The 25,572-nt window shown below is 72.4% G+C and carries 25 protein-coding genes and 1 riboswitch; of the genes, 12 read left to right on the forward strand and 13 right to left on the reverse strand.

From position 1 onward, the window contains the following. Positions 1-8 precede the first annotated feature (8 nt). The 3 genes from ACTWNK_RS20935 to gcvP all read left to right on the forward strand — a co-directional run bounded on the left by ACTWNK_RS20935 (position 9) and on the right by gcvP (position 4,434). Positions 9-479, forward strand: coding sequence for a bifunctional nuclease family protein (locus ACTWNK_RS20935; protein ID WP_474306074.1), 471 nt, complete (start codon positions 9-11; stop codon positions 477-479). 195 nt (positions 480-674) lie between these two features. Then, positions 675-1,295 carry a MerR family transcriptional regulator gene (locus tag ACTWNK_RS20940; RefSeq protein WP_474306075.1) on the forward strand — a complete coding sequence of 207 codons (621 nt, stop codon included), beginning with the start codon at positions 675-677 and terminating at the stop codon, positions 1,293-1,295. A gap of 34 nt (positions 1,296-1,329) precedes the next feature. Continuing rightward, positions 1,330-1,422, forward strand: a riboswitch (glycine riboswitch). 153 nt (positions 1,423-1,575) lie between these two features. After that, positions 1,576-4,434 carry an aminomethyl-transferring glycine dehydrogenase gene (gene gcvP / locus ACTWNK_RS20945; RefSeq protein ID WP_474306076.1) on the forward strand — a complete coding sequence of 953 codons (2,859 nt, stop codon included), beginning with the start codon at positions 1,576-1,578 and terminating at the stop codon, positions 4,432-4,434. A 51-nt stretch (positions 4,435-4,485) separates the two neighbouring features. Here the strand turns inward: gcvP and ACTWNK_RS20950 are convergent, their stop codons facing one another. From ACTWNK_RS20950 to ACTWNK_RS20960, 3 genes are all read right to left on the reverse strand, one after another. Further along, positions 4,486-4,680 (reverse strand): hypothetical protein, encoded by a 195-nt coding sequence (locus ACTWNK_RS20950; protein ID WP_474306077.1) that lies wholly within the window; start codon positions 4,678-4,680, stop codon positions 4,486-4,488. Continuing rightward, a complete protein-coding gene (locus tag ACTWNK_RS20955) occupies positions 4,677-5,000 on the reverse strand; it encodes a hypothetical protein (protein WP_474306078.1) in 324 nt (107 codons plus the stop codon). The genes ACTWNK_RS20950 and ACTWNK_RS20955 overlap by 4 nt, the downstream gene beginning before the upstream one ends. Before the next feature lie 68 nt (positions 5,001-5,068). After that, positions 5,069-6,199, reverse strand: coding sequence for a fibronectin type III domain-containing protein (locus ACTWNK_RS20960; protein ID WP_474306079.1), 1,131 nt, complete (start codon positions 6,197-6,199; stop codon positions 5,069-5,071). Between the two features lie 154 nt (positions 6,200-6,353). Between ACTWNK_RS20960 and ACTWNK_RS20965 the strand changes: the two genes are divergently transcribed. The 4 genes from ACTWNK_RS20965 (at position 6,354) to ACTWNK_RS20980 (ending at position 9,771) form a co-directional block, all read left to right on the forward strand. Further along, positions 6,354-7,499 (forward strand): sensor histidine kinase, encoded by a 1,146-nt coding sequence (locus ACTWNK_RS20965; protein ID WP_474306080.1) that lies wholly within the window; start codon positions 6,354-6,356, stop codon positions 7,497-7,499. 31 nt (positions 7,500-7,530) lie between these two features. Further along, on the forward strand, positions 7,531-8,133 hold the full coding sequence (locus ACTWNK_RS20970; protein WP_474306081.1) for a LuxR C-terminal-related transcriptional regulator: 603 nt from the start codon (positions 7,531-7,533) through the stop codon (positions 8,131-8,133). A 139-nt stretch (positions 8,134-8,272) separates the two neighbouring features. Beyond that, positions 8,273-9,121 (forward strand): hypothetical protein, encoded by an 849-nt coding sequence (locus ACTWNK_RS20975; RefSeq protein ID WP_474306082.1) that lies wholly within the window; start codon positions 8,273-8,275, stop codon positions 9,119-9,121. A gap of 53 nt (positions 9,122-9,174) precedes the next feature. Continuing rightward, the gene (locus ACTWNK_RS20980; RefSeq protein ID WP_474306083.1) at positions 9,175-9,771 is read left to right on the forward strand and encodes an alpha/beta hydrolase family protein; all 597 of its coding nucleotides are present in this window, start codon (positions 9,175-9,177) and stop codon (positions 9,769-9,771) included. Between the two features lie 16 nt (positions 9,772-9,787). On the opposite strand, the gene ACTWNK_RS20985 is transcribed toward ACTWNK_RS20980, so the two are convergent. Further along, positions 9,788-9,985, reverse strand: coding sequence for a DUF5999 family protein (locus tag ACTWNK_RS20985; protein ID WP_474306084.1), 198 nt, complete (start codon positions 9,983-9,985; stop codon positions 9,788-9,790). Positions 9,986-10,300: 315 nt separating this feature from the next. Further along, complete coding sequence (locus tag ACTWNK_RS20990) at positions 10,301-10,861, reverse strand: TetR/AcrR family transcriptional regulator C-terminal domain-containing protein (RefSeq protein ID WP_474306085.1); 561 nt, start codon at positions 10,859-10,861, stop codon at positions 10,301-10,303. Between the two features lie 140 nt (positions 10,862-11,001). Here ACTWNK_RS20990 and ACTWNK_RS20995 point away from each other — a divergent pair, with 140 nt between their 5' ends. After that, positions 11,002-11,400: a hypothetical protein gene (locus ACTWNK_RS20995; protein ID WP_474306087.1), complete on the forward strand. Its 399-nt coding sequence runs from the start codon at positions 11,002-11,004 to the stop codon at positions 11,398-11,400. A gap of 88 nt (positions 11,401-11,488) precedes the next feature. Beyond that, a complete protein-coding gene (locus tag ACTWNK_RS21000; RefSeq protein ID WP_474306088.1) occupies positions 11,489-12,385 on the forward strand; it encodes an aminoglycoside phosphotransferase family protein in 897 nt (298 codons plus the stop codon). Here ACTWNK_RS21000 and ACTWNK_RS21005 read toward each other — a convergent pair. Beyond that, positions 12,382-12,969 (reverse strand): TetR/AcrR family transcriptional regulator, encoded by a 588-nt coding sequence (locus ACTWNK_RS21005; protein ID WP_474306089.1) that lies wholly within the window; start codon positions 12,967-12,969, stop codon positions 12,382-12,384. The genes ACTWNK_RS21000 and ACTWNK_RS21005 overlap by 4 nt on opposite strands. Before the next feature lie 88 nt (positions 12,970-13,057). On the opposite strand from ACTWNK_RS21005, the gene ACTWNK_RS21010 reads away from it, so the two are divergent. Next, positions 13,058-14,074, forward strand: coding sequence for a hypothetical protein (locus ACTWNK_RS21010; protein WP_474306090.1), 1,017 nt, complete (start codon positions 13,058-13,060; stop codon positions 14,072-14,074). Positions 14,075-14,174: 100 nt separating this feature from the next. Here the strand turns inward: ACTWNK_RS21010 and ACTWNK_RS21015 are convergent, their stop codons facing one another. After that, positions 14,175-15,161: an ArsR/SmtB family transcription factor gene (locus ACTWNK_RS21015; protein ID WP_474306091.1), complete on the reverse strand. Its 987-nt coding sequence runs from the start codon at positions 15,159-15,161 to the stop codon at positions 14,175-14,177. A 147-nt stretch (positions 15,162-15,308) separates the two neighbouring features. Here ACTWNK_RS21015 and ACTWNK_RS21020 point away from each other — a divergent pair, with 147 nt between their 5' ends. Continuing rightward, positions 15,309-17,633, forward strand: coding sequence for an excinuclease ABC subunit UvrA (locus tag ACTWNK_RS21020; protein ID WP_474306093.1), 2,325 nt, complete (start codon positions 15,309-15,311; stop codon positions 17,631-17,633). A gap of 51 nt (positions 17,634-17,684) precedes the next feature. Here ACTWNK_RS21020 and ACTWNK_RS21025 read toward each other — a convergent pair whose 3' ends face one another. The 3 genes from ACTWNK_RS21025 to ACTWNK_RS21035 all read right to left on the reverse strand — a co-directional run bounded on the left by ACTWNK_RS21025 (position 17,685) and on the right by ACTWNK_RS21035 (position 19,937). After that, entirely contained in the window at positions 17,685-17,993 is a 309-nt protein-coding gene (locus ACTWNK_RS21025; protein WP_474306094.1) for a MiAMP1 family antimicrobial peptide, read from the reverse strand. A 50-nt stretch (positions 17,994-18,043) separates the two neighbouring features. After that, the gene (locus tag ACTWNK_RS21030; RefSeq protein WP_474306095.1) at positions 18,044-18,244 is read right to left on the reverse strand and encodes a hypothetical protein; all 201 of its coding nucleotides are present in this window, start codon (positions 18,242-18,244) and stop codon (positions 18,044-18,046) included. 463 nt (positions 18,245-18,707) lie between these two features. Further along, positions 18,708-19,937: an MFS transporter gene (locus tag ACTWNK_RS21035; protein WP_474306096.1), complete on the reverse strand. Its 1,230-nt coding sequence runs from the start codon at positions 19,935-19,937 to the stop codon at positions 18,708-18,710. A gap of 144 nt (positions 19,938-20,081) precedes the next feature. Here ACTWNK_RS21035 and ACTWNK_RS21040 point away from each other — a divergent pair, with 144 nt between their 5' ends. Next, positions 20,082-21,008, forward strand: coding sequence for a hypothetical protein (locus ACTWNK_RS21040; protein WP_474306097.1), 927 nt, complete (start codon positions 20,082-20,084; stop codon positions 21,006-21,008). 27 nt (positions 21,009-21,035) lie between these two features. Here ACTWNK_RS21040 and ACTWNK_RS21045 read toward each other — a convergent pair whose 3' ends face one another. The 3 genes from ACTWNK_RS21045 to ACTWNK_RS21055 all read right to left on the reverse strand — a co-directional run bounded on the left by ACTWNK_RS21045 (position 21,036) and on the right by ACTWNK_RS21055 (position 25,543). After that, positions 21,036-21,872, reverse strand: coding sequence for an alpha/beta hydrolase (locus ACTWNK_RS21045; RefSeq protein WP_474306098.1), 837 nt, complete (start codon positions 21,870-21,872; stop codon positions 21,036-21,038). Positions 21,873-21,895: 23 nt separating this feature from the next. Further along, complete coding sequence (locus ACTWNK_RS21050; RefSeq protein ID WP_474306099.1) at positions 21,896-22,720, reverse strand: alpha/beta fold hydrolase; 825 nt, start codon at positions 22,718-22,720, stop codon at positions 21,896-21,898. Positions 22,721-22,804: 84 nt separating this feature from the next. Then, positions 22,805-25,543, reverse strand: coding sequence for a helix-turn-helix transcriptional regulator (locus tag ACTWNK_RS21055; protein WP_474306100.1), 2,739 nt, complete (start codon positions 25,541-25,543; stop codon positions 22,805-22,807). Between the last annotated feature and the right edge of the window lie 29 nt (positions 25,544-25,572).

The raw sequence follows: 25,572 nt of genomic DNA on the forward strand, positions 1-25,572 counted from the left end.
AGCAGCCCGTGTTGCAGATGGAGGTCGTGGGCGTTCGGGTTGAGATGCCTACAAATCAGCCGATCGTCCTGCTCAAGGAGGCGCACGGAGAGCGATACCTACCCATCTGGATCGGGATGAACGAGGCCACGGCCATCGCCATGGCCCAGGCGGACGAACCACCCCCTCGCCCGCTGACCCACGATCTGTTCAGGGACGTGCTGAGCGCCCTGGGAGTCAGTCTGCGCACCGTCAACATCGTCGCCCTGCGCGACGGCATCTTCTACGCCGACCTGGTCTTCTCCAACGGCGTCGAGGTCAGCGCCAGGCCGTCGGACTCCATCGCGCTGGCCCTGCGGACCGGTGCGCGCATCTTCGCCAGCGAGGAGGTGGTCCAGGAGGCCGGAGTGATCATCCCGGACGACCAGGAGGACGAGGTCGAGAAGTTCAGGGAGTTCCTTGACACGATCTCGCCCGAGGACTTCGGCCGCGCTGGGTAGCTAAGTCTTCGAAAGAGGTAAGCGGCTCCGTACTCTGGCATGGGGCCGGTATTTCATTGCATTTACGCTTCACGACGCGCCGGGCAGGATCGTTGACTGACGTTGGTCACGGTCCTACGGTTCAAGTGAACCCTGTGGTTGTCCTTGACGAACCCCCAGATCAGACCACGGGATGAGAGAAAGCCGGAGGTCCGCGTGGCGGTCAGCAGCGGCGAGGGAAAGACGGCCGGCCAGGAAGATCCGGTGCGGCGCGAAAGCGCGAGGCAGCGTGCCGGTGAACAAGGTCTGCTGTTCGACGAGCAGCCTTCTTCGCTGCCCGCCGACATCGGCTACCGCGGCCCCACAGCCTGCGCGGCCGCCGGTATCACCTACAGGCAGCTCGACTACTGGGCCCGCACCGGACTGGTGGAGCCCACGATACGAGCGGCGCAGGGCTCAGGCTCGCAACGCCTGTACAGCTTCCGCGACATCCTGGTGCTCAAGGTGGTCAAACGCCTGCTCGACACCGGAGTGTCGCTGCAGCAGATCCGCACGGCCGTCCACCACCTGCGCGAGCGGGGATCGGGCGACCTGGCGCAGATCACCCTCATGAGCGACGGAGTCAGCGTCTACGAGTGCACGTCGGCCGACGAGGTCATCGACCTGCTCCAGGGAGGGCAGGGCGTGTTCGGCATCGCGCTCGGCCGGGTCTGGCGTGAGGTCGAGGGCTCCCTCGCGGAGCTGCCGGGGGAACGCGCGGCGGTCGAGGACGAAGTCCCGGCCGACCACCCAGCTGACGAGCTCGCCCAGCGCAGACGCGCCCGCCGCCTCGGCTGATCCGGAGGCGCTGGTAACCTAGGAGCAAGGCTGACGACCCCGTGCGGGAGAGTCCCCGGTCCGCCCGGGGCGCCGAAGGAGCAACCCTCCCCGGAATCTCTCAGGCAACCCGTACCGCTCGGGATAGGCAACTCTGGAAAGCAGGCGCGCCCGCCAGGCGCGTCTCACCGACGGTGAAAGCCCTCACGGGTGAAGCTCTCAGGTTGAGGTGACAGAGGGGGAGATCCGGCCTACGCCCGCGCCCTGGCGCCGGTCTCCACAGCCCTCGGGAGGCACCTCCATGACCGACCTTTCGTCGCCCCTCAGCGCCCTCGGCGCGCCCGCATTCGCCACCCGCCACATCGGTCCCTCCGACGCCGACCAGGCCAGGATGCTGGAGACCGTCGGCTTCGAGTCGGTCGCCGACCTCGTGGCCGTGGCCGTTCCCGAGGCGATCAGGGCCAAGGACAGCCTCAAACTCCCCGCCGCGGCCAGCGAGAGCGAGACGATCGCGGAGCTGCGCGAGCTGGCCGGGCGCAACAGGGTGCTCACCTCGATGATCGGCCTGGGCTACCACGACACGATCACCCCCGCGGTGATCCGCCGCAACCTGCTGGAGAACCCGGGCTGGTACACCGCGTACACGCCCTACCAGCCCGAGATCTCGCAGGGCCGCCTCGAAGCGCTGATCAACTTCCAGACCGTGGTGTCCGACCTGACCGGGCTCGACGTCGCGGGCGCCTCGCTGCTCGACGAGGCCACGGCCGCGGCCGAGGCGATGACGCTGGCCCGCAGGGCGAGCAAGGTCAAGAGCGAGGTGTTCGTCGTCGACGCCGACGCGCTCCCGCAGACCAAGGCCGTGCTGGCCACCAGGGCCGAGCCGCTGGGCATCACGCTGCGCGAGCAGTCGCTGGACGAGGACCTGCCCGAGTGTTTCGGCGTCCTGGTGCAGTACCCCGGCGCGGGCGGCAGGCTGCGCGACTTCCGCCCGGTGGCCGAGCAGGCGCACGAGGCGGGCGCCGTCGTCGTGGCCGCCGCCGACCTGCTGGCGCTCACGCTCGTCACCTCGCCCGGCGAGCTCGGCGCCGACATCGCGATCGGCTCCTCCCAGCGCTTCGGCGTGCCCTTCGGGTTCGGCGGGCCGCACGCGGCCTTCATGGCCGTGCGCGAGGGCCTGCAGCGGCAGATGCCCGGCCGTCTGGTCGGCGTCTCGCTCGACGCCGACGGCGACCCGGCCTACCGGCTGGCCCTGCAGACGCGCGAGCAGCACATCCGCAGGGAGAAGGCCACCAGCAACATCTGCACCGCCCAGGTCCTGCTGGCCGTCATCGCCGGGATGTACGCCGTCTACCACGGCCCCGAGGGGCTGCGCCGCATCGCCGCCCGCACCCACCGCCTGGCCGTGACGCTGGCCGAGGGGCTGCGCGCCGGTGGCGTGGAGGTCGTGCACGGCGAGTTCTTCGACACCGTGCTGGCCAGGGTGCCCGGCCGGGCGGCCGAGGTGCTGGCCGAGGCCGCCGCGCGCGGGATCAACGTGCACCTGGCCGACGCCGACCACATCTCCATCGCCTGCGACGAGAAGAGCACGCTGGCCGACGTGGAGCAGGTCGCCGCCGCCTTCGGCGCCGCCGCCGACCTGGCCGCCCTGGCCGAGCGCGACGACCTGGGCGCGCTGCCGCAGTCGCTGGTCCGCGAGTCGGACTACCTCACCCACCCGGTCTTCCACAGCCACCGCTCCGAGACCGCCATGCTGCGTTACCTGCGCAGGCTGCAGGACAAGGACATCGCACTCGACCGCTCGATGATCCCGCTGGGCTCGTGCACGATGAAGCTCAACGCGACCACCGAGATGGAGCCGATCACCTGGCCCGAGTTCGCGGCCGTGCACCCCTACGCCCCCGAGGAGCAGGCTGCGGGCTACGCCGAGCTGATCGGGACGCTGGAGGCCTGGCTGGCCGAGGTCACCGGCTACGACGCCGTCTCCATCCAGCCCAACGCCGGATCGCAGGGCGAGTTCGCCGGGCTGCTGGCGATCAGGGCCTACCACCGGGCGGCCGGGCAGGAGCACCGCGACGTCTGCCTCATCCCGTCCTCCGCCCACGGCACCAACGCCGCCAGCGCCGTCATGGCCGGCATGCGGGTGGTCGTCGTGGCCTGCGACGACAACGGCAACGTCGACCTCGCCGACCTGGACGCCAAGATCGGCAAGCACGCCGACGCCCTGGCCGCCATCATGGTGACCTACCCCTCGACGCACGGCGTCTACGAGGAGAGCATCACCGAGATCTGCGCCAAGGTGCACGAGGCCGGCGGCCAGGTCTATGTCGACGGGGCCAACCTCAACGCCCTGGTCGGCCTGGCCAAGCCCGGCGAGTTCGGCGCCGACGTCTCGCACCTGAACCTGCACAAGACCTTCTGCATCCCGCACGGCGGCGGCGGCCCCGGCGTCGGCCCGGTCGCGGTACGCGCCCATCTGGCCGACTTCCTGCCCGGCCACCCGCTCAAGCCCGGATCGCCCGTCGGGCCGGTCTCGGCGGCGCCGTACGGGTCGGCGGGTATTCTGCCGATCTCGTGGGCCTATGTGCGCATGATGGGGGGCGACGGGCTCAAGGCGGCGACCGAGCAGGCGATCCTGTCGGCCAACTACCTGGCGCGCAGGCTGGCCCCGCACTTCCCCGTCCTCTACACCGGGCGGGGCGGGCTGGTCGCGCACGAGTGCATCGTCGACCTGCGTCAGATCACCAAGGAGACCGGCGTCACCGTCGACGACGTCGCCAAGCGGCTCATCGACTACGGCTTCCACGCGCCGACCATGTCCTTCCCCGTGGCGGGCACGCTCATGATCGAGCCCACCGAGAGCGAGGACCTGGCCGAGCTCGACCGCTTCGTCGAGGCCATGGTCGCCATCCGGGGCGAGATCGCCAAGGTCGCCTCCGGCGGCTACGACCGGGCCGACAACCCGCTGCGCAACGCGCCGCACACGGCGGACTCGCTGGTGGCCGACGACTGGAGCCACCCCTACTCCAGGTCGGAGGCCGCCTACCCGCTGCCTTCGCTGCGCGAGGGGAAGTACTTCTCGCCCGTGCGCCGCATCGACCAGGCCTACGGCGACCGCAACCTCGTCTGCTCCTGCCCGCCGCTGGAGGCCTACGAGGACTGAGCACCGGACGGGCACGGCGGGCGCGGGCGCGCGCGGCCGCCGTGCCCGCGCTCAGCCGCCGGCCTTGCGCAACGCCCTGGCGGGCGCAGAGGGGACGCCCGCCCGCAGCGTTTCGGCGACCAAGGCCGCGACGTCGAAGTCGCCGCTCGCCCGCAGCTCCGCCACGCCCTGACCGACCCGCAGCATGATCAGCACCTGGCGTTCGTCCAGGCGCAGCCACAGCTCGATCGGCTGGGTGCGGGTCACCGGGGTGCTCCCGGCACGCAGTTGCGCACGGTCAGCGTGAGGCCGGGCCCCGCCGTGCACTGGTGCCACGCCTCGGTGGCCAGATTGACCCGCCCGACCGGCAGCTCGTGGCCCCGGTAGCTCACGTCGATCGAGTTGTTGCGCTGCCAGTCGGCGGTGACGACGAACTCCAGCGCCGGGCTCGCGCCGAGCGTCGCGGTGACCGAGATCGCCGCCGTGTCGCAGCCGGGCCCCACGGGCAGCTCGGCCACGAACCTGGCGCCGTGCGCGTCGTCGGCGGGTGTGAACAGACCATGCACCAGCAGCGTTCTCTCCTGCACCCCACCAGGCTCGCCCGCCGGGCCCGCGCCCGCAAGCCGCCGTGTTGGCCCATCCCGCATGGGTGAACTCACCCATGCCCGGTGCGCACCGTCACCTCCTGCCCGTACGGCGTGCAGGCCGAGCGCCTGGCGAAACGGCGGTCGCACGCCTGCACGGAGAAGAAGTACACGGCGTCGGGCAGCAGCCCGGTGAACTCCTGCTCGAACGCGCCCGTCTCGACGGCCCGGTGCTCGCTCGGCGCTCCGGAGTCGGCGAAGGCGAAATAGCCGATCTGGAACACGTCGGCCGGTCTGAACCTCCAGGTCACCCGTACGGTCGTGCCCTCGACCTCGGCCGAGACCACACACGGCCGGTCGGGGTGCTCGCACGGCACGACGCCCGACACCACCGGGGCGAACGGCCCCGGGGCGGCCACGGGCGCGCCGCGCGACGGCTGCAGGACGTGGCCGCGCGTGAACACCGTCACCGTGCCGTCGCCGTACGTCACCACCTCGCCGGTCGGCACGCCCAGCTCCGGGCGGCGCAGCCACAGGGCGAGGGTGGCGGTGGGCATGGCGACCAGGCTGCCGCGCGGGGCCAGCAGCGCCGCCGGGTAGAGGTGGTGTGCGAGGAAGTAGGTGATCCGGTGGCCGCCCGCCGTGACGGTGTCACCGGCGGGACAGCCCCAGTCGGGGTTCCAGTCGCGCACGTGGGCGGCGTCGACCCGGTAGCCGGGGCAGGCGTCCTGCAGCGGCGGGTCGGCCTGGATCGCCCTGACCACGGCGAACGCACTGGCCGGGAGCAGCACGCACAGCACCGCCGCCTGCCACCACGGCCGCGCCTCGCGCCTTTCGCCGGGCCGCTCGCCGTCGGCCAGGGCGAGCAGCCGCCCGGCCAGCGCCGTCTGCCGCAGCAGCCAGGCCAGTGCCGCCGCGGCGGTCAGGCCGGACGACAGGAGGACGGCGAGCTCGCCCGGCAGGTCGCCTGGCAGGTGCAGCACCGCGGCCAGCGCCAGCCCGACCACGAACGCGGGCACCCCCACCCTGGCCAGCCGCCACGGCCAGCGCGCCCCCGCGTGCAGCCTGGCCCACGCCGTGGCGACCGGGGCCACGTCGGCGTCGTGATGCGCCGTGCCCGCGCGCGCCGCAGCCCTGACCTCGGCCCTGAGCCTGAAGCCGAGCTGCCACCAGGCCAGCTGCGCGCCGAACCCCTCGGCCACCTCAGGCGGCGACAGAGGGCTCCAACCGCCCGAAGCGGCTCGCGGGCCCGGCGGGTCGCCTTGAATGGAGTACGGCCCTGGAGATACCACGGCTTCATCATCGCCCGGCACCGGAAGGCGGGGCGGTGTTCCGGCCCGATCCGGAGGCGATGCGATGCGTCCCGCGCCCATGCTGCTCGTGCTGGCGCTGCGCTGGGCGGCGTTCGCGTGGACGGCGCTGCTCGCGCTGGACGCCGACCAGGAGGAGCGGCCCTGGCTGACCGTGGCCGTCGTGGTGACGCTGCTGGTGTGGAACGGCTGGCTGACGTTCGCCGCGCCGCGCCGTACGACCGTGTTGCTGGTGATCGACCTGGTCGTCTCGGCCGGGCTGGTGCTGGCCTCCGGGCTGGTCCTGGCGCCGCAGCAGCTGCTCGGCAGCCATCCGTGGCTGGCCGGGGCCTATCCCATGGCGACGGTGGCGGCGTGGGCCGTGCTCTACCAGGTACGCGGGGGAGTGCTGGCGGGGCTGACGCTGGCGTTGATGTCGCCGCTCGCCTATGCGGTCAACGGGGTGGACTTCGCGGCGATCTCCTATCTCAGGACACTCAAGATCATCGGCGAGAGCCTGGCGTACCTCCTGGTCGGGGTCAGCGTCGGCCTGTCGGCCGGGCAGCTCGCCCGGCTCGTCGCCCATGCCGAACGCTCCTCGCGCAGTGCGGCCATGGCCGAGGAACGCAGCCGCCTGGCCGGGCTCGTGCACGACGAGGTGCTCCAGCACCTGGCCAGGATCCGCAGGTCCGGGCGTGAGCTCGCGGAGCGCGGGGCGGCGTCGGCGCTCGAACTGCGTGCGCTCATGGCCGACCTCGGGCTGCAGGAGGAGGCGCTGCGCTCGATGATCTACCCGTCGGCCGCGAGCACGCCGCCGGGCCAGGTCGCGCTCGGCCAGGCGGTGCGCGGCATGCTCACCGGCAAGGCCAGTGTGCCGGTCCAGCTCACGATGGCCGGGCCCGTCATGCTGCCCGCCGGGCACGCCGCCGAGGTGGTGGCGGCGCTGAAGGAGGCGCTGACCAATGTCGAACGGCATGCCAGCGCGCGACAGGTGTGGGTGACGCTGCTGCAGGAGCGGGGCGGCGTCACGGTCAGCGTCAGGGACGACGGCGTCGGCTACGGGCCCGAGACGCTGGAGCGGCCCGACCGGCTCGGCATCAGGGTGAGCATCAGGGAGCGCATCGAACGCCTCGGCGGGCGCGTCACCATGCGCAGCAGGCCGGGCAGCGGCACCGAGGTGGAGATGTGGGTGCCGCTCGACGGGAGCGGGTGACGGGCGGGCGGGGGCGTGCGATGCTCGGCAGGTGATCCGGGTCATCCTGGTCGAGGACCATCCGCTCACCCGTGACGGGGTGCGCGCCGGGCTGGCGTCGAGCGACAGGGTCGAGGTCGTGGCCGAGTGCGGCACAGCGGCCGGTGCGATCGAACTGCTGGCCGTGCACGACGCCGACGTCCTGCTGGTCGACCTGGCGCTGGAGGGCGGCGGCTCCGGGCTCGACGTCATCGCCGCCGCGCGCGGGCCCAAGGTGCTGGTGTTCTCGCAGGCGTCGGTCGAGGAGGTCGTCCGCGCGGTGCGGGCGGGCGCCGACGGGTGCGTGACCAAGGACGCGACGGCGGCCGAGCTGGTCCGCGCGGTCGAGCAGGTGCTGGAGGGGCCGGTGCTCCCGCCGGTGGTGGCGGCCAGGCTGGTGGCCGAGTTCCAGCATCCCGGGGAGCTGACGCCCAGGGAGATGTCGGTGCTGCGGTGCCTGGCCAAGGGCTACGACAACCGGGAGATCGCCGAGGATCTCGGGATCGCGGTGCGCACCGTCAACCGGCATATGGAGAACATCCGGGCGAAACTCGGACGGCAGCGGCGCTCGGAGCTGATCAGGCTGGCGCGTACCCGGTACCCGGACGCGGAGTGAGGGGCCGCCGGGGCGGTGGCTTCGAGTGGGGGTCATGTCCGGCTATAGGGGTGGCAAAGTCGTGTCCGGGATGGGCATGTGAGGGGACGGCGGCGGGGTTTCTGGTTAGGCTCGGATGATCGTCGTCGAAGGAGCTTTCTTGACGTCCCCCGAGCTCGACACCCCCCCACTTGACACCGCGAGGCGGCTGGCCGAGAGCGGTGACCTCGACCGGGCGGCCCAGATCCTGGCCGGTCCCGCGGCCGATCCGGACTCGCCCGACCACGCCCAGGCGGCGGTCGGCCTGGCGATGGTCCTGGACGGCACCGGCGACCAGGACGGAGCCAGGAGCGCCGCGCGTGCGGCCCTGGCGACCGGCCATCCCGAGTACGCCGCCCAGGCCGCCTGCCTGCTGGCCAGGGGATTCGAACGCGAAGGCAGCAGCGACCAGGCGCGGGCCGCCTGGCAGGCCGTGCTCGGTCTCGGCACGCGCGCCTACCTGCCGGTGGCGCATCTGGCGCTGGCCAGGCTGGCGCTGGGCGAGGACGACCTCGGCGCGGCCGAACGCGGCTGGCGTGAGGTCATCGCCGGGCCCGACCCCGTGCTCGCGCTCACCGCGGCCCAGGAGTTCGCCGAGCTGCTCATCGAGGAGGGCGAGCCGGACGAGGCGGCCAAGGTGGTGCTCGCGGCGCTCGGCAGCGTGGCACTCGAACAGGAACGCGGCCAGCCGTCGGGCGCCTCCGCCGGGAGCGCCGCCGTGGTACGCCTGCGGGTCCTGCTCGGCATCGCCAGGCTGGAGCAGGCATGCGCCGAGTTCGCCGCCGCCGTCGAGGAGGAGGGCGACGAGCCCGAGCCCACCGCCCTGGCCGTCGAACTCCTGGCCAGGACCCTCCCCTTGCGAGGCCGCGCCGACGACGCCGCGCGCGTCTGGTCCTTCGGCCTCGACCACGCCAACTCCACCGTCGCCGAACAGGTACGCCTCCGGATGTCCAGGGACGCCGAGGGCTGAGGGGGAGGCGTCGCTCGCGGACGTGGGCGGCCCCTCCCGCTACCGTGGACGCCATGGAGATCATGACGCCGCAGGGCCCCGCGCTCGTCGAGGTGGACGACGTGCCCGGTGCGCGGCTGGTGCTGGTGCTGACGCACGGGTCGGCGGGGAGCGTGGAGGCGCCCGACCTGCTGGCCGTACGGGAGGCGGTGGTGCGGGCCGGGGTGGCGGTGGCGAGGGTGACGCAGCCGTTCCGGGTGAAGGGGGCGCGGGCGCCGGGGAGCGCGGTGCGGCAGGACGAGGCGTGGGGCGTGGTGGTGGAGCGGTTGCGCGGGCACTGGCCGGGGGTGCCGTTCGTCCAGGGCGGCCGGAGCAACGGGGCGCGCGTGGCCTGCCGTACGGCGAAGGACGTGGGGGCGCTGGCGGTGGTGGCGCTGGCGTTTCCGTTGCATCCGCCGGGACGGCCGGAACGTTCCAGGGCCGACGAGCTACGCGGAGCGGGCGTCGACGTGCTGGTCGTCAACGGGGACAGGGATCCCTTCGGGGTGCCCGACCCTGCCGATGCCGCACGCCTGGTTGTGCTGCCGGGGGAGGGGCACGACCTCAAGAAGGATCCTGCCAAGGTCGGCGAGGTGGTCGCCGATTGGATCGGCCCGCTGCTGCGGGCGTAGTCATTGCGGGTGGTTGTTATGCCGCCCCGACGAGCGGGTTGGGGCGGTGCGGGGCGATGACGGCGCCGCTCGGCAGGAGCTCGCCGGTGTCCTCGAACAGCACCACGCCGTTGCAGAGCAGGCTCCACCCCTGCTCGGGGTGGCACGCGAGAGTACGCGCCGCCTCGCGGTCAGGCGCCTCGGCTGACGGACAGGCCGGTTCGTGCGGGCACATCGGCGTGCCTCCGATATCTGTGTGGGCTCCCTTTCCCGGAGTGTGGGCAGGGAACGGCTCGTGTTGTCGTGCTTTGCTGCCAAGTGTGTCGCGTGGATCACACTGTTCGACATAGTCCGTTAGGACGGTTGAAGGAGGACCTGGAGGATGATCCTTTGGGGCTGGTCTCCTTGTGACCTGAGACACAGGTTGCCCTATGGAAGATAACGGGCCAACTTCGACACGCCGCCAGAGTGGTAAACGATCGGTTACGGTGCCGCGCGCCGTCGTGCGCCGGGGGCGGGCATGGGGCCATACTGGTGGCGTTTTCCGAGGTCAGGCGGCCAGGCCGGTGAGCAGGGCGGCCAGACCGCGCTCGAAGTCGGCGTCGGCCGCGCTGTCGTGCGCCTGCCAGCGTTCGCCGTCGGGGTCGGCCCACCCGGCCTTCTGCACCTCGACGGCCACACTGCCGAACACGAAGGCCCGCAGTGCCTGTACGGCGCCGGCGGCGTCGTGCACGCCGGACTCGGCCAGCTGCTCGGTCTGCTCCTGGATGGCGATGGCCGTCGCGCCCTTGGGCGGTTTGGTCAGGGCGAGCGCCAGGACGCCTGGATGCTCGCGCAGGGCCGTGCGCGCCGCCCTGGCCCAGGCGGCGGCCGTCTCCTGCCAGGTGGGACGCCGTTCGACCTGCACGGCGGTGACGTGCTCGGCCAGGGCGTCCATCAGCGCCTCCTTGCCGCGCGGCAGATGGTGATATATCGCCATCGCCTCCACCTGGAGGGAGTCGCCGAGCCTGCGCATGGTCAGCCTGCGCAGGCCCTGGCCGTCGGCGATGTGCAGGGCGGCGTCGATGATCCGCTCTCTGGACAGGGGCACGGGCGGTCGCTTCGCGGGCATGCGATCATCCTGCCAAGCCGTACCTTACTGTGTAAAGGGCGGCGCGCCGTGCGGTCGACCCCTGAGTACGCGTCCGGGGCCCGGGCGGCGTACGCTTACCGCTGGTAACGACGTGTTGAGAGTGCGAGAGGGCAGAGTCGATGGCGTTTTTCCGTCCGCGTGTGAGCCGGGAGGCCGAGGTCCGCTTCCACGCCGACCAGGAGATCTCCAAGAGCTTCCCCGAGCTGCTCGAGAAGGCCAGGAAGGCCGAAGAGGTGCTCAACGACCTGCGGGCCGTCACCGCGCCCGAGATGGAGCTGCGGGCGGCCGGCCTGGCCTTCGACCGTTCGCTCACCGACGCCCTGCGTGCGGCCGAGGCGGGCCAGCGGGCGACGTTCGGCGTCAAGGCATACGACGACCGCATCAAGCGCCGCCAGGCCAAGGCCACGCCCAAGGGCGCCCTGTGGACCGCCGAGGTCGACCGGCTGCGCACGATGCGTGAGGACAACCGGCTGACCGGGATCGCCAGGCTGCCCCGGCCGGTGCCCTCGGCCCGGTAGGGCGAAGCGGGCTGCTCAGGCAGGGATGTCGACCTTCGGGTGACATCCCTGCCTTTCGTGTTTTCTGGTCATTTTTCGAGGAGGACCCATGGAGCGGTTCGAGGTGCCGGGTGGGCTGGCGCGGCGCACGATCGGGCGTGAGGGCGAGCGGGGCGAGGCGTGGGTGCGGGCGCTGCCCGCACTGCTGGGCGGGCTGGCGGCACGCTGGGGCCTGCGCCAGGACGGCGCCCCCCTGCACGGCTATACGGGAGTCGTCGTGCCGGTGCTGCGGGCCGATGGCGTCAGGTGTGTGCTGAAGGCGGGATGGGTCGACGAGTGGACGAAGGGGGAGCCGCACGCGCTGGCGGCGTGGGCGGGGCGTGGCGCCGTGCTGCTGCTGGAGCACGACGAGGCCTCCGGCGCGATGCTGCTGGAACGGCTGGACGCCTCGCGTTCGCTGGAGGACGTGCCCGACGTCGACGAGGCGCTGGAGACGGCGGCGCGGGTGCTGGCCGACCTGCATGCTGTACGGGCTCCGGAGGGCGTGTGGACGATCGCGGAGCTCGCCAGGCGGCAGCTGGAGGACCTGGGCAGGCTGCAGCACGAGCTGGGCGGGCCGGTGCCGGCGCGGGTGTTCGAGGCGGGCATGGCGGTGTACGAGGAGCTGACGCGCTCGCGTGCCGACGTGCTGGTCCACGGCGACCTGCACTTCCTCAACGTCCTGGCGGGCGGGCGCGAGCCGTGGCTGGCCATCGACCCGCAGGGCGTGGCGGCCGAGCCGGGGTGGGAGATCATCCCGCTGCTGCGCAACCGCTGGGAGGGGGCCGACCGGGTCCTGCCCCGCCTGGAGCGCGTGTGCCGGGTCGCGGGCATCGACGTGGAGCGGGCGCGCACGCTGACGTTCGCCAGGGCGGTGGACGACGCGCTCTCCATGCGTGAGGAGGACCCCGCCGGCCACGAGAGCGCCGAGATCGCCGACGCCGTGCTGAAGGCGCTCGCCCCCTAGCCCGCGCTCCTGCGGCGCACCAGCGGCAGGTACACCTCGTCGGTGATCTCGACGAGGACCTCGTCGGGCGCGGTGGGGATGCCGCGCACGACGTACTCGTTGCGCAGCAGCACGACGGCCACGGTGGCGACGCGCGGGCGCAGGGCGTCGGGCGTGGCCTCCCCCCTGGCGACGGCGCGGCCGAGCACGGTCAGCCAGGGGGCCGCCGCGGCCTCGTCCGACTGCTCCTGCAGCTGGTTGAGCAGCTCGCGTGCGCCTCCCGCCGCGGCCAGCAGGTCGCGCAGGACGGCGCCGAGCGGCGAGCTCCAGTGCCGGTTGGCCCCGCGCAGCAGCGCCAGCACGTCCTCGCGCAGGTCCCCGGTGTCGGGCGGCTCGACGGCGGTGGCCAGGCGCCGGTACGCGGCGATGCCGAGGGCCAGGCGGTGCGGCCATCGGCGGTAGACGGCGTTCTTGTTCGTCCCGGCACGCGCGGCGACCCTGTCCATGGTCAGCCCGGCGTATCCCGACTCGGTGATCTCGGCCACGGCGGCGGCCAGGATCGCCTCCTCCAGTGCGGCTCCGCGCCGTCGTGTGCTGCCTGTCATCGCGCCCCCGATCGTACCCTCGCCTGTTGCCAGGACTCGTCCGCCCTGTTTAGGGTACGGCTCGTACCTTAAATGAAGGGGAGCGACCATGCGTGCCCAGGGCATCAGCTACGACACCGGATTCGTCCGGCACGGCGTCACCGGCCGTCCGGCCTTCGACCACGACACCGCCGAGCGGGAGTTGCGCGTCATCCGCGACGACCTGCACTGCACCGCCGTACGCGTCATGGGCGGCGACCCGGCCAGGATCGAGCTCGCGGCGCGGATCGCGGCGGGGCTCGGCCTGGAGGTGTGGTTCTCGCCCTACCCGCTGGAGCTGACCGCGAGCCGGATGCTGGAGCTGTTCGCCGACGCGGCCGAGCGGGCCGAGCGGCTCAGGCGGGAGGGCGCCGAGGTGGTGTTCGTCACGGGAGCCGAGCACAGCCTGATGAACCAGGGCTTCCTGCCCGGCGCCGACACCGCCGAGCGGGTGGCGGCGCTGACCGGCCCCGAGGGCGCCCGCGCGCACATCGGCCGGGTCGCCGAGGCCGTCAACGCCTTCCTCGCCTCGGCGCTCGCCGTCGTGCGCGAACGTTTCGGCGGGCGCGTCACCTATGCCGCCGTGCCGCTGGAGCAGGTCGACTGGACGCCGTTCGACATCGTCTCGCTCGACCTGTACCGCTCGGCCGAGGTCGCGGACCGGTTCGCGGACGGCGTGCGCGCCCTCGTCGCGCAGGGCAAGCCGCTGGCCGTCACCGAGTTCGGCTCGGCCGGGTACGAAGGCGCCGCCGACAGAGGCGCACGCGGCCTGGAGGTCGTGCACTACGACCAGGTCACCGGCGAGCCGCTGCGCTTGAAGGAGAGGCTGGCCCGCGACGAGGCCGGGCAGGCGGCCTGCGTGCGCGAGATGCTGGAGGTGTTCGACGAGGCTGGCGTCGACGTCGCGTTCGTGTTCACCTTCGCCCTGTACGACCACGTGCACCGGCCGGACGGCGACCCCAGGGACGACCTGGACCTGGCCAGCTACGGCGTCGTCAAGGTGCACGAGGACCGGAGCCTGGAGCCCAAGGCCGTCTTCCACGCCGTCGCCGAGCACTACGCGGCCGGTCGTTTCAAGGATCGGTGAATTGATTGCCCGCCCTGCCGGACATGCCGGACGATCTTCGGAGAGGACGTCTCGCCTCCACACGTCAGGGGCCGGGTGGAAGGCGGGGCCGCCCGGCCGATCAGGAGGCGAACAGCTCGACCATGGCATCGCCGCGCGCGGTGCGGAAGACGCGTACCTCGCGGCCGCGCCGCTCCTTGGCCAGCAGCCCGGCCATGGCGAGCTGGGCGCAGTGGTAGGTGGCCGCGCTCGGCAGCACGCCGAGCGCGGCCGCGAGCTCGCCCATCGTCATCGGGCGTGCCGCCAGGCGCAACGCCTGCGCCCTGCTCGGTCCCAGCAGGACGGCCAGCTCGTCGGCCGGCCCCCGTGCGGGCCTGGTGGGCCAGGCCTGGGCCAGACCGGGCAGCGGGTAGCCCATCCACACCTGGTCGGGCAGCTCGAAGTCGAACACCGACGCGCCCGACCCGGCCAGGACGGGGACCAGGGTGATGCGGCGTCCGGCGAGCTCGAAACGCGCCGGGTCGACGTCCGGGATGCGCAGGGTGTCGCCCGCCAGCCGCCAGCGCGGGTTCAGCCCGGCGAGCACCACGTCGGCCGAGCCGCGCACCACGGCCGACCCGACCCGCTCGGCCTCACGGTCGAACAGTCCCTGCGCCCGTCCCCAGATCGGCGCGTAGGCCCGCCAGCACGCGCCCAGCACCCCGACATAGCCGCGCAGCCAGGCGGCGGGCCGATCGACCACGGCACGCCAGCGCTCGCTCTCGCCGAACTGCTCGACGAGCTGCGCCGCCAGCCGGTCGGGCGGCAGGTCGGCGAGCCGTTCCAGCGCGGCCCCGATGTCCGGCCCGCCCTGGCCCGCCTCGACGGTGAGGCTGTCGGGCAGCGCCGAGCCGCCCGGCGCGAACAGCGGTCGCAGCACACCGGCGGCCCCGGGAGGCGCCGCCCGCCTGACGAGGCTGCGCCAGGGCGGGGCCACCCCCTGGCTGACCCCGCCGAACGCGTCGGCCAGCAGCGACAGCAGCGTCGTCAGCGGGTCGACGGCCAGCGTGACCCGCGCGGAGTCGATCGCACCCAGCCGCAGCTCGGTATGGCCACGAGGGCTCACCATCACCACTCCCTCCCGGCCATCGGTGATCCGGCATCGGTGATCCGGCCACCTGTGATCCGGCCATACGTGAACGCCGGAAATCGATCAGCCGATCCTAGGGCCGATGCCCGATGTTGGACGGCGAAGCCCGTGGGTAGTGCTTCGACAATGTTGGATAAGACAACGGGGGATATTTCGGAAGATGGGCACGACAGAGCGCACTGGATCGCCGTCGAGAAGGCCGCGACGAACAATCTGCGCGAGGTGTCGCTGCGCATACCCAAGCAGGCGCTGACCGTCTTCACCGGCGTGTCCGGGTCCGGCAAGTCGTCGCTGGCGCTGGACACGGTCGCGGCCGAGGCCCAGCGGCTGGTCAACGACTCCTTCCCGGCCTTCGTCCGCACCAGGCTGCCGCAGGCGCCGCAGCCGGACGTGCAGTGGATCGACGGCCTGACGTTCACCGTACTGATCGACCAGCGGCGGTTCGCCGGGAACGCCCGCTCGACGGTCGCGACGGCCACCGATGTGGCGCCGCTGCTGCGGCTGATCTTCTCGCGCGTGGGCGAGCCGTCGGCCGGGTACTCGCCCGCCTACTCCTTCAACGACCCGGGCGGCATGTGCCCCAGGTGCGAGGGGCTCGGCGTCGTCCAGGACGTCGACGTCGGCGCGCTGCTCGACCTGGACAGGTCCATCGACGAGGGGCCGGTGAACTTCCCCGTCTTCAGGCCCGGCACCTACCGGTGGAAGCGGTTCGCCTACAGCGGCCTGTTCGACCGCGCCAAACCGCTGCGCGACTACACCGAGCGGGAACTGCACGACTTCCTGTACGCCGAGGACCTGAAGCTGCCCGACCCCGATCCGCGCTTCCCGAAGACGGCCAGGTTCGACGGCGTCGTCACCCGGATCAGGGACGTGTTCGTCCGCAACCCGCCCGCCAAGCGCTCGCCGGAGACCGACCAGGCGATGCGCCGCGTCATCACCGCCCAGACGTGCCCGCTGTGCGAAGGCGCGCGCCTGAACGCCGCCGCGCTGGCCAGCCGCATCGAGGGCCGCTCCATCGCCGACTGGTACGCGATGCCGGTCGACCGGCTGCACGACGTGCTGGGCGCCCTGCGCGACGCCCGGGTGGCGCCCGCGCTGGCCGAGGCGCGCAGGCGGCTGGAGGCGCTGCGCTCGGTCGGGCTCGGGTACCTCACCCTCGACCGGGTCTCCTCCACGCTGTCGGGCGGCGAGGCCCAGCGCGTGAAGATCATCCGGTACCTGGGCAGCCCGCTGAGCTCGGTCACCTACGTCTTCGACGAGCCGAGCAGCGGCCTGCACCCGCACGACGTCCGCAGGCTGACCGAACTGCTGCTGCGGCTGCGCGAGGCCGCCAACACCGTCCTGGTCGTCGAGCACCACCCCCAGGTCGTCATGCTCGCCGACCACGTCGTCGACCTGGGGCCGGGCGCGGGGGAGCAGGGCGGCGAAATCATGTTCGAGGGCACGCCCGCGGCCCTCCTGCGCACCGACGCCCCCACGGCCCGCTCCCTGCGCGAACCCGTACGGCTGCGCACCGCGACCCGTGCCGCGCACGGCCACGTCACGGTGGTCAACGCGCGTGCGCACAACCTCAAGGGCTTCGACGTGCGTATCCCCTTGCGCGTGCTCACCGCCGTCACCGGCGTGGCGGGCTCGGGCAAGAGCTCGCTCATCACCCAGGAACTGCCCGGACAGCACCCCGACTTCGTGGTGGTCGGGCAGGACCCGCCACGCGGCGGCGGCAGGTCGACGCCGCTGAGCCAGCTGGCACTCGCCGAGCCGATACGCAGGATCTTCGCCGCCGCGTCCGGTCTCGCGCCCGCCTGGTTCAGCTTCAACTCCAAGGGCGCCTGCCCCGAGTGCAAGGGGCGTGGTTTCGTCGTCACCGAACTCGCCTTCCTCGACGACGTCGCCACACCGTGCGAGGCGTGCGGGGGGAGTCGCTTCAACCCCCGGGCGCTCGCGGTCCGGATCGAGGGCGCGACGATCGCCGACGTGCTGGCCGCCAGGCCCGCCGCGCTGGCCGACCTGTTCGCCGGTCACGACGACATCGCCGCACGCCTGTCGTGGATGCGGCGCGTCGGGCTCGGCTACCTGGCCGTCGGGCAGTCGCTCGACACCCTGTCGGGCGGGGAGAAGCAGCGGCTGCTGCTGGCCAGGCACCTGGGCGAGGCCGTGCGGGGGCCGGGCATGCGGATCGTGCTGGACGAGCCCACGACCGGCCTGCACGGCACGGACGTCGACCGGCTGCTGCATCTGTTCGACGAGCTGGTCGACGACGGCGCCACGCTGGTGGTGGTCGAGCACGACCTCCGCGTCGTGGCGCACGCCGACCACGTGATCGACATCGGCCCCGGCGCCGGTGACGCGGGCGGCCACCTCGTCTTCGAGGGCCCGCCGACCGACCTGCCCGCCGCACCCGCCTCCCTCACCGGGCAGGCCCTGAGGACGGCACTCGGGCGAACGAGCTGACGGCCCCCGCCGCGCTGCCCGGCGGGGGCCGTCATGACCTGGGGGTGGGGGTCAGCACACGATGAAGATGCTCTGCCAGCCCACCGGGGTGCGCTGCTCGGCGCCGTCGTCGGAGGGGAGGGTGAAGTGGGCGACGCCCTGGCCGTCGGGCTGGTTGTACATCCGGCCGCTCTGGCCGTCGCCGTACCACTTGTACGAGCCGTGGAAGGGGATGTTGGACACGCCGCACGCGGTGATGACGACGCTTCTGCCGGAGAAGCCCTCGCCTTCGTAGGCGACGTACTGCGAGGCGTAGGCGGCTGCGGCCGTGCCGGTGATGAGGGCGGCGGTGAAGGCGGTGGTGAGGATGAGTCTCTTCACGGGGGTCCTTCCGACGACGAGCTCGATGGTTACAATATGTAATAGTAATATTACTCTCTGTATATGTCCATGGCTCGGTCGTCCTGGCGGCAGAGGACGAAGTCGGCGAAGGCATGCGCGCCGCGCCGTTCGCCGACCTCGTCGACGGCGGCGCGGATCCGGCGCAGGTGGTCGACCGTGAGCTCCAGGGGCGGCCCGTCCGGCTGGTACGTCGTCCTGGCCGGGTAGTCGACGCCCGGCGTGGTGGTCATCTCGATATGACATCCCACGACATGCGTGACCGGCCTGACCGCGGCGAACGCGATCAGCCGGTCGACGGTGGCGGTGAACGCGGCCCAGTCCTGGACGTACAGCCTGCCGGGATAGATCGTGTCGCCGGTCAGCAGGAACCCCGTGTGCGGGTCGTAGAACGTGACGGCTGAGCCACTCCTCGATCAGAGCGTCGACCACCGCGCGCAACGGGAAGTACCGCGGCGAGGCGGTCGCACCGGTGTCGAGGAGCACCGCCCGCTCGGCGCCGAACAGCAGGAACAGGAAGGGCGCCTCGTAGTCGACCGCCATGTTCTGCCGCAGGATGTGCGTGTGCTCGTCGTGGCGTAGACCTGGATGTCCGGATCGGTGTTGTGCTTGGCCGAAGGCGACCCGTGGATCCAGTCGACGTCGAAGGCGTGTGCGCGGGGAGGCGAGGTCGCGAATGCGGGATGCTGCGTCACCTCACCCATGATCGCCCACCGATCCGGCCGGGATCGGGGCGATGACCGCGACCGGCCGGGCCGCGGCGTCGTGCGGCTCGCGGCCCAGGCGTCTGACCGGCCTGATCAGCAGCAGCGCCGCCACCACCCCGGCGGTCACCACGGCCGAGACCATCATGAACGTACGCGGCTCGACCACCGTGGCGACGGGACCGGCCAGCGCCTGCCCGACCGCCATGCCCGCGACCGAACCGGCGACCTGGTAGGCGTTGACCCGGTTCACCACGTCCGGTGCGACCTGCGTCTGGACGGAGGTCGACCACATCACCGACCAGAACGCCAGCGCGCCGCCGCCGAGGAAGTGCCCGGCCATCAGCAGCGGCAGCGGCAGCCCGAGCGCGACCGTCAGCGGCACGGCCACGTACCCGCTGAGCGCCACGGCCCCGGCGGCCAGCGGCAGGCGCGGCCTGAGCCTGATCGCCACCAGCCCGCCGAGCACGGTGCCGAGGCCGAGCGCCGTCATCACCCAGCCGTAGTCGGCCCCGATGACCTGCGAGGACAGCGGCACGTACGGCCCGACGACCAGCACGCCCCAGAACACCCAGACCAGGATGACCGACCACATCCAGTTCCTGGCCTTGAACTCCTCCCAGCCCTTGCGCAGGTCGCCGAGCACGTTCGAGGGGCCGGGCCTCGGCGGTACGGTGACCCGGACCAGGATCAGGCACAGGCCGCTGACCAGGAACGTCGCCGCGTCCACCGAGTAGACGAAGACCGGCCCGGCGACCACGATGAGCACACCGGCCAGCGCCGGGCCCAGCAGATGGGTGACCGCTTCGGCGATCTTCAAAGTGGCGTTGGCCCGCTGCGGGTCCTTGGCGACCAGCGGGACCATGCCGTTGACGCACGGCTCGAACACCCCCGCCGCCATGCCGGAGAAGAACGCCATCGTCAGCAGCAGCGCGTACGGAGGCGACCCGTCGAGGAAGGCCAGGGCCACGACGCCCTGCGTGACGACCCTGACGACGTCCGCGCCGATCATCAACCGCCTGGCGCCGATCCGGTCGGCCACCACCCCGCCGAACAACATGACCAGCACGGCCGAAGCCGTCCAGATCGCGAGCACATAGCCGACTCCCGCGATCCCGTACACTTTGCCGATCGCCAGCGCCGAGGCGACGGGCATCATCGCGTCGCCGAGCAGCGAGATCGTACGGGCCCCGAAGTAGAGGGTGAAATTCCTCGTCCACATGAGCCCCAATTCTGGATATTTCCTGATCAGAGCACCGGTGTCCCGGATGACATCATTGGGTACTTTCGCGCCATCGCCTGCGGCCCGGACCGCGCTTTGCGAGCATGGAAGGCCATGACCTCCGGGACAGGGGAGTTGGGGCGCATGCACAGATGGCTCGCCGGTCTGACGCTCCTGCTGACCTCCTGCGCCCTGCCCGGCCCGTCCCCCTTCCGCCTCTCGCCCGAGGAGTTCGAACGGCGTGCCGTCGAGGTCGCCGACCGCTGGCACGGCTCGCCCGGCGACCTGGCCTGGCGCCACGGCCTCGTCGCCTTGGGCAGCCTCAGGACGTCCACGCACGGCCTGCCCGCCTGGGTGGGCACCAGCGCGCACAACGGCGCCTGGCGCCTGGCCGCCCCCCTCCCCACCGCCTCCCCGGCCCCGGCCGCCGTGCGCTTCCCCGACGGCGGGGTCATGCGGGTCCCGCTCGTCACGGCGTCGAGCGCGTACGCCGCCTTCAGCCCACCGGCGGCCCTCATCGAGGAGCCGTGCCCCGCCGGAGGCTGCCGCCCGCTCGACGTGAGCGCCGCCCACCTGGGCGAGGTCCCCCTGGAGACCAGCCGAGGCCGGGTACGCGTGCCCGCCTGGCTGTTCACCGTCAAGGGCGTCGACCAGCGGATCGCCCACATCGCGCTCGCCCCCTCGGCCGTCACCCCCCGCCCCCGGCAGGCCAAGGGCGAGACGGAAGAGGTGTACGCCTACGACCTCGTCCCCGGCAGACCGCACGCCCTCCTCCTGCGCTACGGGTACGGCGCCTGCGACACCGTCCACGGCGCCCGCTCCTACGAGAACGACCACGTGGTCGTCGTCGACGTCGACGAAGGCCGCACCCCGAGCGGCGAGGTCTGCCCGGCCATCCTCAAGTCCGCCACCACGACCGTCACCCTCACCCGCCCCCTGGGCAACCGCCTCGTCCTCGACTCCGGCACGGGCCTACCGGTGCTCCGGGGGAGGGGCAGGCCAGAGGCGGCGCTCCCACGCCGCCTCCCCCTCACGGTCTCTCGTGAAGGGGAGGCGATCAGCGCCTGGTGAGACCACGAACCCCGCGCAGCGTGGACGTCAGACCGTTCCCCCCGCGTGGCGCAGGGGTGCCGCGTGTTCCAGGGCCCAGTCCAGGGCGTGGTCGGCGACGGCCTCCCAGCCGGGGGCGCCGCAGGTCCAGTGGTCGCGGCCGGGGAACTCGTGGTAGTCGGTGCGGGCGGGGGAGGCGTGGTAGTGCTTGGCGTTCGAGCGGTTGACCGACGGGGGCATGATGTGGTCCTTCTCCCCGGCGATGAACAGCAGGGGGGCGCGGTCGGCGGAGTAGTCGACCCACGTGTCCTGGTGGCCGGGCTTGAAGTTGGCGAACAGGCCGTACTCCCACACCCAGTGGCCGGGCGCCGCGATCGCGTAGCGCTCCCAGACCTTGAGCGACTCCTCCTCGGTCAGTGTGTTGGTGAAGGCGTAGTGGAACTCCTCCGGCGTGAAGGCGACCGCCCGGTGCCGGTTGGCGGGGTTCTTCAGGGCGGGGAAGAGCGAACGGGCCTGGGAGATCGGGTTGACCCTGACCCCTTCGGTGGGCGCGGAGTCGATGACGACCCCGGCCGCGCCGAGCCCCTTGGCGAGCAGGAGCTGGGTGAGGGTGCCGCCGAAGGAGTGGCCGATGATGATCGGCGGAGTCGGCGCGGACTCCACCACGGCGGCCAGGTGCGCGACCGTCTCGGGAACGGTCAGTTCGGCGATGAGCTCGGGCTTGTCGCGCAGCGCCTCGACCTCGATCTCGAAGCCGGGGTAGGCGGGGGCGAGCACGGTGAAGCCCTTGGCCTCGTAGTGCGCCACCCACGCCTCCCAGCTGCGCGGCGTGACCCACAGGCCGTGGACCAGGACGATGGTGTCGGGGCGTTGGACGTCGTTCATGGCATGCTCCTGGCGGTGGTGGGTCAGGCGTCGATGAAGGCGAGCAGGTCGGCGTGCAGGCGGTCGCGGTCGGTGTCGGGCAGGGCGTGGCCGCTGCCTTCGTAGACCTTCAGCACGGCGCCGTCGATGAGGGCGGCCGACCGTTCGCCGCCGACCTCGAACGGCACGATCTGGTCGTCGTCGCCGTGCAGGACCAGGACCGGAATGTCGATCTTGGCGAGGTCCGGCCGGAAATCGGTGGCGGAGAAGGCGGCGATGCACTCATAGGCGGCACGATGCCCGCAGGCCATGCTCTGCAACCAGAACGCGTCCCGAAAGCCCTGTGCGACGTCCTGACGGCGGTTGTGCCCGAAGAAGGGGCCGTCGGCCAGGTCGCGGTAGAGCTGGGAGCGGTTGGCCGCCTCGCCCGAGCGGATCGCGTCGAACGTCTCGGGCGGCAGTCCGGCCGGGTTGTCCTCGGTGCGCAGCATCAGCGGCGGCACCGCGCTGACGAGCACCGCCCTGGCCACGCGGGCGCTGCCGTGCCTGCCGAGATAGCGTACGACCTCGCCGCCGCCGGTGGAGTGGCCGACCAGGGTGAGCTCGCGCAGGTCGAGGTGCTCGATCAGGCAGGCCAGGTCGTCGGCGTAGGTGTCCATCTCGTTGCCGTGCCAGCTTCTCCCGGAACGGCCGTGGCCACGGCGGTCGTGGGCGATCACCCGGTGCCCGTGCGTGGCCAGGAAGAGCGCGGCGGCCTCCCAGGCGTCGGAGTTGAGCGGCCAGCCGTGGCTCAGCAGGACCGGCGTGCCGCCGCCGCCCCAGTCGGTGTAGAAGATCTGTGTTCCGTCGTCGGCTGTGACGTACGGCATCGCGGGCCTCCCGGTGCTCGATGAGTATGGAATCGAGCATGTCCGCCGGGTACGGCACGCGGACCACGTGAAGCACGTGGTCCGTCAGTGCTCGGCGGCCTTGAGCCGGTCGGCGAGCTGGCGGCGCGAGGACAGGCCGAGCTTCTGGAAGACCTTGCGCAGGTGGTAGTCGACGGTGTTCGCACTGATGAACAGATTGGCCGCGATCTCGGGATTGGTGTGCCCCGCGGCGGCGAGCCTGGCGACGGTCAGCTCCTGGGCGGTCAGGTCGAGCCTGCCCTGCTCGTCGGAGGCGGCCGGCCTGCCGCCGACGGCCTCCAGCTCGGCATGGGCCCTGGGCAGGAACATCCGGGCGCCGCTGTGCTCGAAGTGCCGTATCGCCAGCTTCAGCTGCTCACCGGCGTCACGACGGCGCCGCATCCGCCGCAGCCACTCGCCGTACACCAGATGGGTACGCGCCAGGTCGATCTCCGCGCTCGTCGCGCTCAGCGCCTCCACCGAGGCCGTGAAGTACGGCTCGGCCTCGGTGTCCAGGCTGGTCAGCGCCCGCACCCGGGTGGCCACGCCGCGGCACCACGCCGATCCGTTGGCCTCGGCGAACCCTTCCAACAACGCGCGGACGGGGTCGGCCGCACGCGGGTGCCCGCTGCGGGCGGCGGCCTCGGCGAAGTCGGCGTACTGCGTCGGTGTGACCTGGAGGAACGGGTCCTCGACATACGGCTTGAGCCGCTCGTAGGCGTCACGGTAGGCGCCTTCGGCGACGTCGCGCAGGGCCAGGGCGGCGACGGCCGAGGCGGTGACCCCGCCGAACCCCACCGCGCGTGCGCCGTCGGCGATGGCCAGGACGACATGGCCGGGCGCGCCGGTCCAGGCCATGAGGGCGGCGTTGATGACGTTCTCGGAGTCGTAGCCCATCGCCAGCCGTACCTCGCGTACCTGGGCCATGGCCTCTTCGGCGCGCAGGACGGTGCCGCCGGTGAGCTCGGCCAGCGAGGTGGTCCAGAGCAGGGCGTCGAGCGCCTGCAGCGCACCGGCCTCACGGGCGGCGGCCGAGGCCCTGGTCAGCGCCGCCCTGCGCCCCGACTCGTCCCACAGGAACGTGGCCAGGGCCGCGATCGAGGAGGACATGTGCATCATCTCGTCGTCGGGCAGGTCGAGCAGCGCGTCGAAGGCGGCCCTGGCCTTGGGCACGGCCTGCGCGTACGGGTCCAGGACGAGGGCCGCGAGACCGGCGAGCACCGTCGCGCCGCTGCCCTCGGCCGAACGCGCGGCGCTCTCCAGCCGCCTGCCGACCTCCGGCAGGGACACCCCTTGCATGAACCGGTCGGCCACCGTACAGGCGATGAAGGCCTGGGTGACGGCACGCTGCTCGCGTTCGCCGTCGACGCCGCGGAAGTCGTCGGCGGCGCGTACCAGCTCGGCGGCGGCGGGCAGCAGCACCGCCGGGTCGGCTGTGAACATGCCGAGCGCGCACCTGACCACGATCATGCGCCCGCGCTCGACGCGGTCGACGGCGTCCGGGTCGATCCTGGCCAGCAGCTCGTGCGCGACATGGGCCGCGCCCACCGCGAGCGCCGCCTCGGCTGCTCCCACCAGCCGCGAGGCCTTGTGCGCGCCCGGCGGGGTCAGCTCGGCGGCCCTGGTCAGGATGCTCGCGCGTGAGGCCAGGCCGCCTCGGCGTGCGGCCAGGTCGGCGGTGTGCTCAAGGCGGTCGGCGACCTGCGCGTCGGTGCCGAGTGTGGCCCTGGCCGAGTGCCACGCCTCCAGCTCGACCATGCCGAGCCGGTCGGCGGCGGCGGCCAGCGCACGGTGTACGCGTCGGCGGTCGGCTCCGGACGCGGCGTTGTAGATGGCCGATCGCACCAGCGGGTGCCGGAAGCGGATCGACTCGCGCAGCTCGACCAGTCCCGCGATCTCGGCCCGGTCGGCGACCTCCTTGCTCAGGTCCAGCGCCTGCCCGGCCTCGGTGACGAGATCGAGGCTGGCGCTGGTGTCGGTGGCGGCGAGCAGGACCCACTGCTGGACCTGGGCGTCGGCGCGCCTGGCCTGCCGTACGTAGTGTTCCTCCAGGTGGCGGCCCACCGGGATGGGGTCGGCGCCCAGGCCGAGCCCGCCGAGCTCCTGGGCCGACAGGTCCTCGGCCAGGTCGATGAGCGCCAGCGGGTTCCCGCCGGTCGCGCGGGCGATCGAGGCCGCCGCCGCCGGGTCGATGGGGGCGCCGAGCGATCGGCGCAGCAGGGCGGTCGCCGGTTCCTGGTTGAGTCCGGTCAGGGCCAGTTCGGGCACGCCGCCCATCCGTGCGGCGATCTCCTGCTCGTCCCTGGCGGCGAACAGGATCGCCACCGGTTCGACGGCGAGCCGCCTGGCCACGAACGCCATGACGTCCAGGCTCTCCGGGTCGAGCAGGTGCGCGTCGTCCACCACACACACCACGGGCGTGGTGGCCGCCGCCGAGGTCAGCAGGCCGAGTACGCCCATGCCGACGAGGAACCGGTCGGGCGCCGGGCCTTCGGCCAGGCCGGACGCGACCCGGATGGCCTGGCTCTGACGTCCGGGCAGTGCGGGCATCAGCTCGCCGAGCGGGATGATCAGCCGCTGGATGGCGGCGAAAGGCAGTGTGCTCTCGGACTCGACCCCGTCCAGATGCAGCGGCGACAGCCCCGCCGCCTGCGCCGTGACCCTGTGCAGCAGCGCCGTCTTGCCGATTCCGGGTTCCCCCGTGACGAGCAGCGCACCGCCCCGCCCGTTACGCGCATGCCCGAGCAGCGACGTCAGCCGCCGTCGCTCTTCGTCCCTGCCCAGCAGTTCCCCGGCGTCGATCACGAGGACGACGGTAGATCACCCGTGCATAC

The organism is Nonomuraea sp. IBHARD001 (genome assembly GCF_056106265.1).

Coding starts and splice junctions, on each gene's coding strand:
- ACTWNK_RS21020 (WP_474306093.1), top strand. CDS start 15,309: ATGTTGGATAAGACAACGGGGGATATTTCGGAAGATGGGCACGACAGA.
- ACTWNK_RS20980 (WP_474306083.1), top strand. CDS start 9,175: ATGGAGATCATGACGCCGCAGGGCCCCGCGCTCGTCGAGGTGGACGAC.
- ACTWNK_RS20965 (WP_474306080.1), top strand. CDS start 6,354: ATGCGTCCCGCGCCCATGCTGCTCGTGCTGGCGCTGCGCTGGGCGGCG.
- ACTWNK_RS21010 (WP_474306090.1), top strand. CDS start 13,058: ATGCGTGCCCAGGGCATCAGCTACGACACCGGATTCGTCCGGCACGGC.
- ACTWNK_RS21040 (WP_474306097.1), top strand. CDS start 20,082: ATGCACAGATGGCTCGCCGGTCTGACGCTCCTGCTGACCTCCTGCGCC.
- gcvP (WP_474306076.1), top strand. CDS start 1,576: ATGACCGACCTTTCGTCGCCCCTCAGCGCCCTCGGCGCGCCCGCATTC.
- ACTWNK_RS20985 (WP_474306084.1), bottom strand. CDS start 9,985: ATGTGCCCGCACGAACCGGCCTGTCCGTCAGCCGAGGCGCCTGACCGC.
- ACTWNK_RS21015 (WP_474306091.1), bottom strand. CDS start 15,161: ATGGTGAGCCCTCGTGGCCATACCGAGCTGCGGCTGGGTGCGATCGAC.
- ACTWNK_RS21030 (WP_474306095.1), bottom strand. CDS start 18,244: ATGACCACCACGCCGGGCGTCGACTACCCGGCCAGGACGACGTACCAG.
- ACTWNK_RS20995 (WP_474306087.1), top strand. CDS start 11,002: ATGGCGTTTTTCCGTCCGCGTGTGAGCCGGGAGGCCGAGGTCCGCTTC.
- ACTWNK_RS21050 (WP_474306099.1), bottom strand. CDS start 22,720: ATGCCGTACGTCACAGCCGACGACGGAACACAGATCTTCTACACCGAC.
- ACTWNK_RS21035 (WP_474306096.1), bottom strand. CDS start 19,937: ATGTGGACGAGGAATTTCACCCTCTACTTCGGGGCCCGTACGATCTCG.
- ACTWNK_RS21005 (WP_474306089.1), bottom strand. CDS start 12,969: ATGACAGGCAGCACACGACGGCGCGGAGCCGCACTGGAGGAGGCGATC.
- ACTWNK_RS21045 (WP_474306098.1), bottom strand. CDS start 21,872: ATGAACGACGTCCAACGCCCCGACACCATCGTCCTGGTCCACGGCCTG.
- ACTWNK_RS21000 (WP_474306088.1), top strand. CDS start 11,489: ATGGAGCGGTTCGAGGTGCCGGGTGGGCTGGCGCGGCGCACGATCGGG.
- ACTWNK_RS20990 (WP_474306085.1), bottom strand. CDS start 10,861: ATGCCCGCGAAGCGACCGCCCGTGCCCCTGTCCAGAGAGCGGATCATC.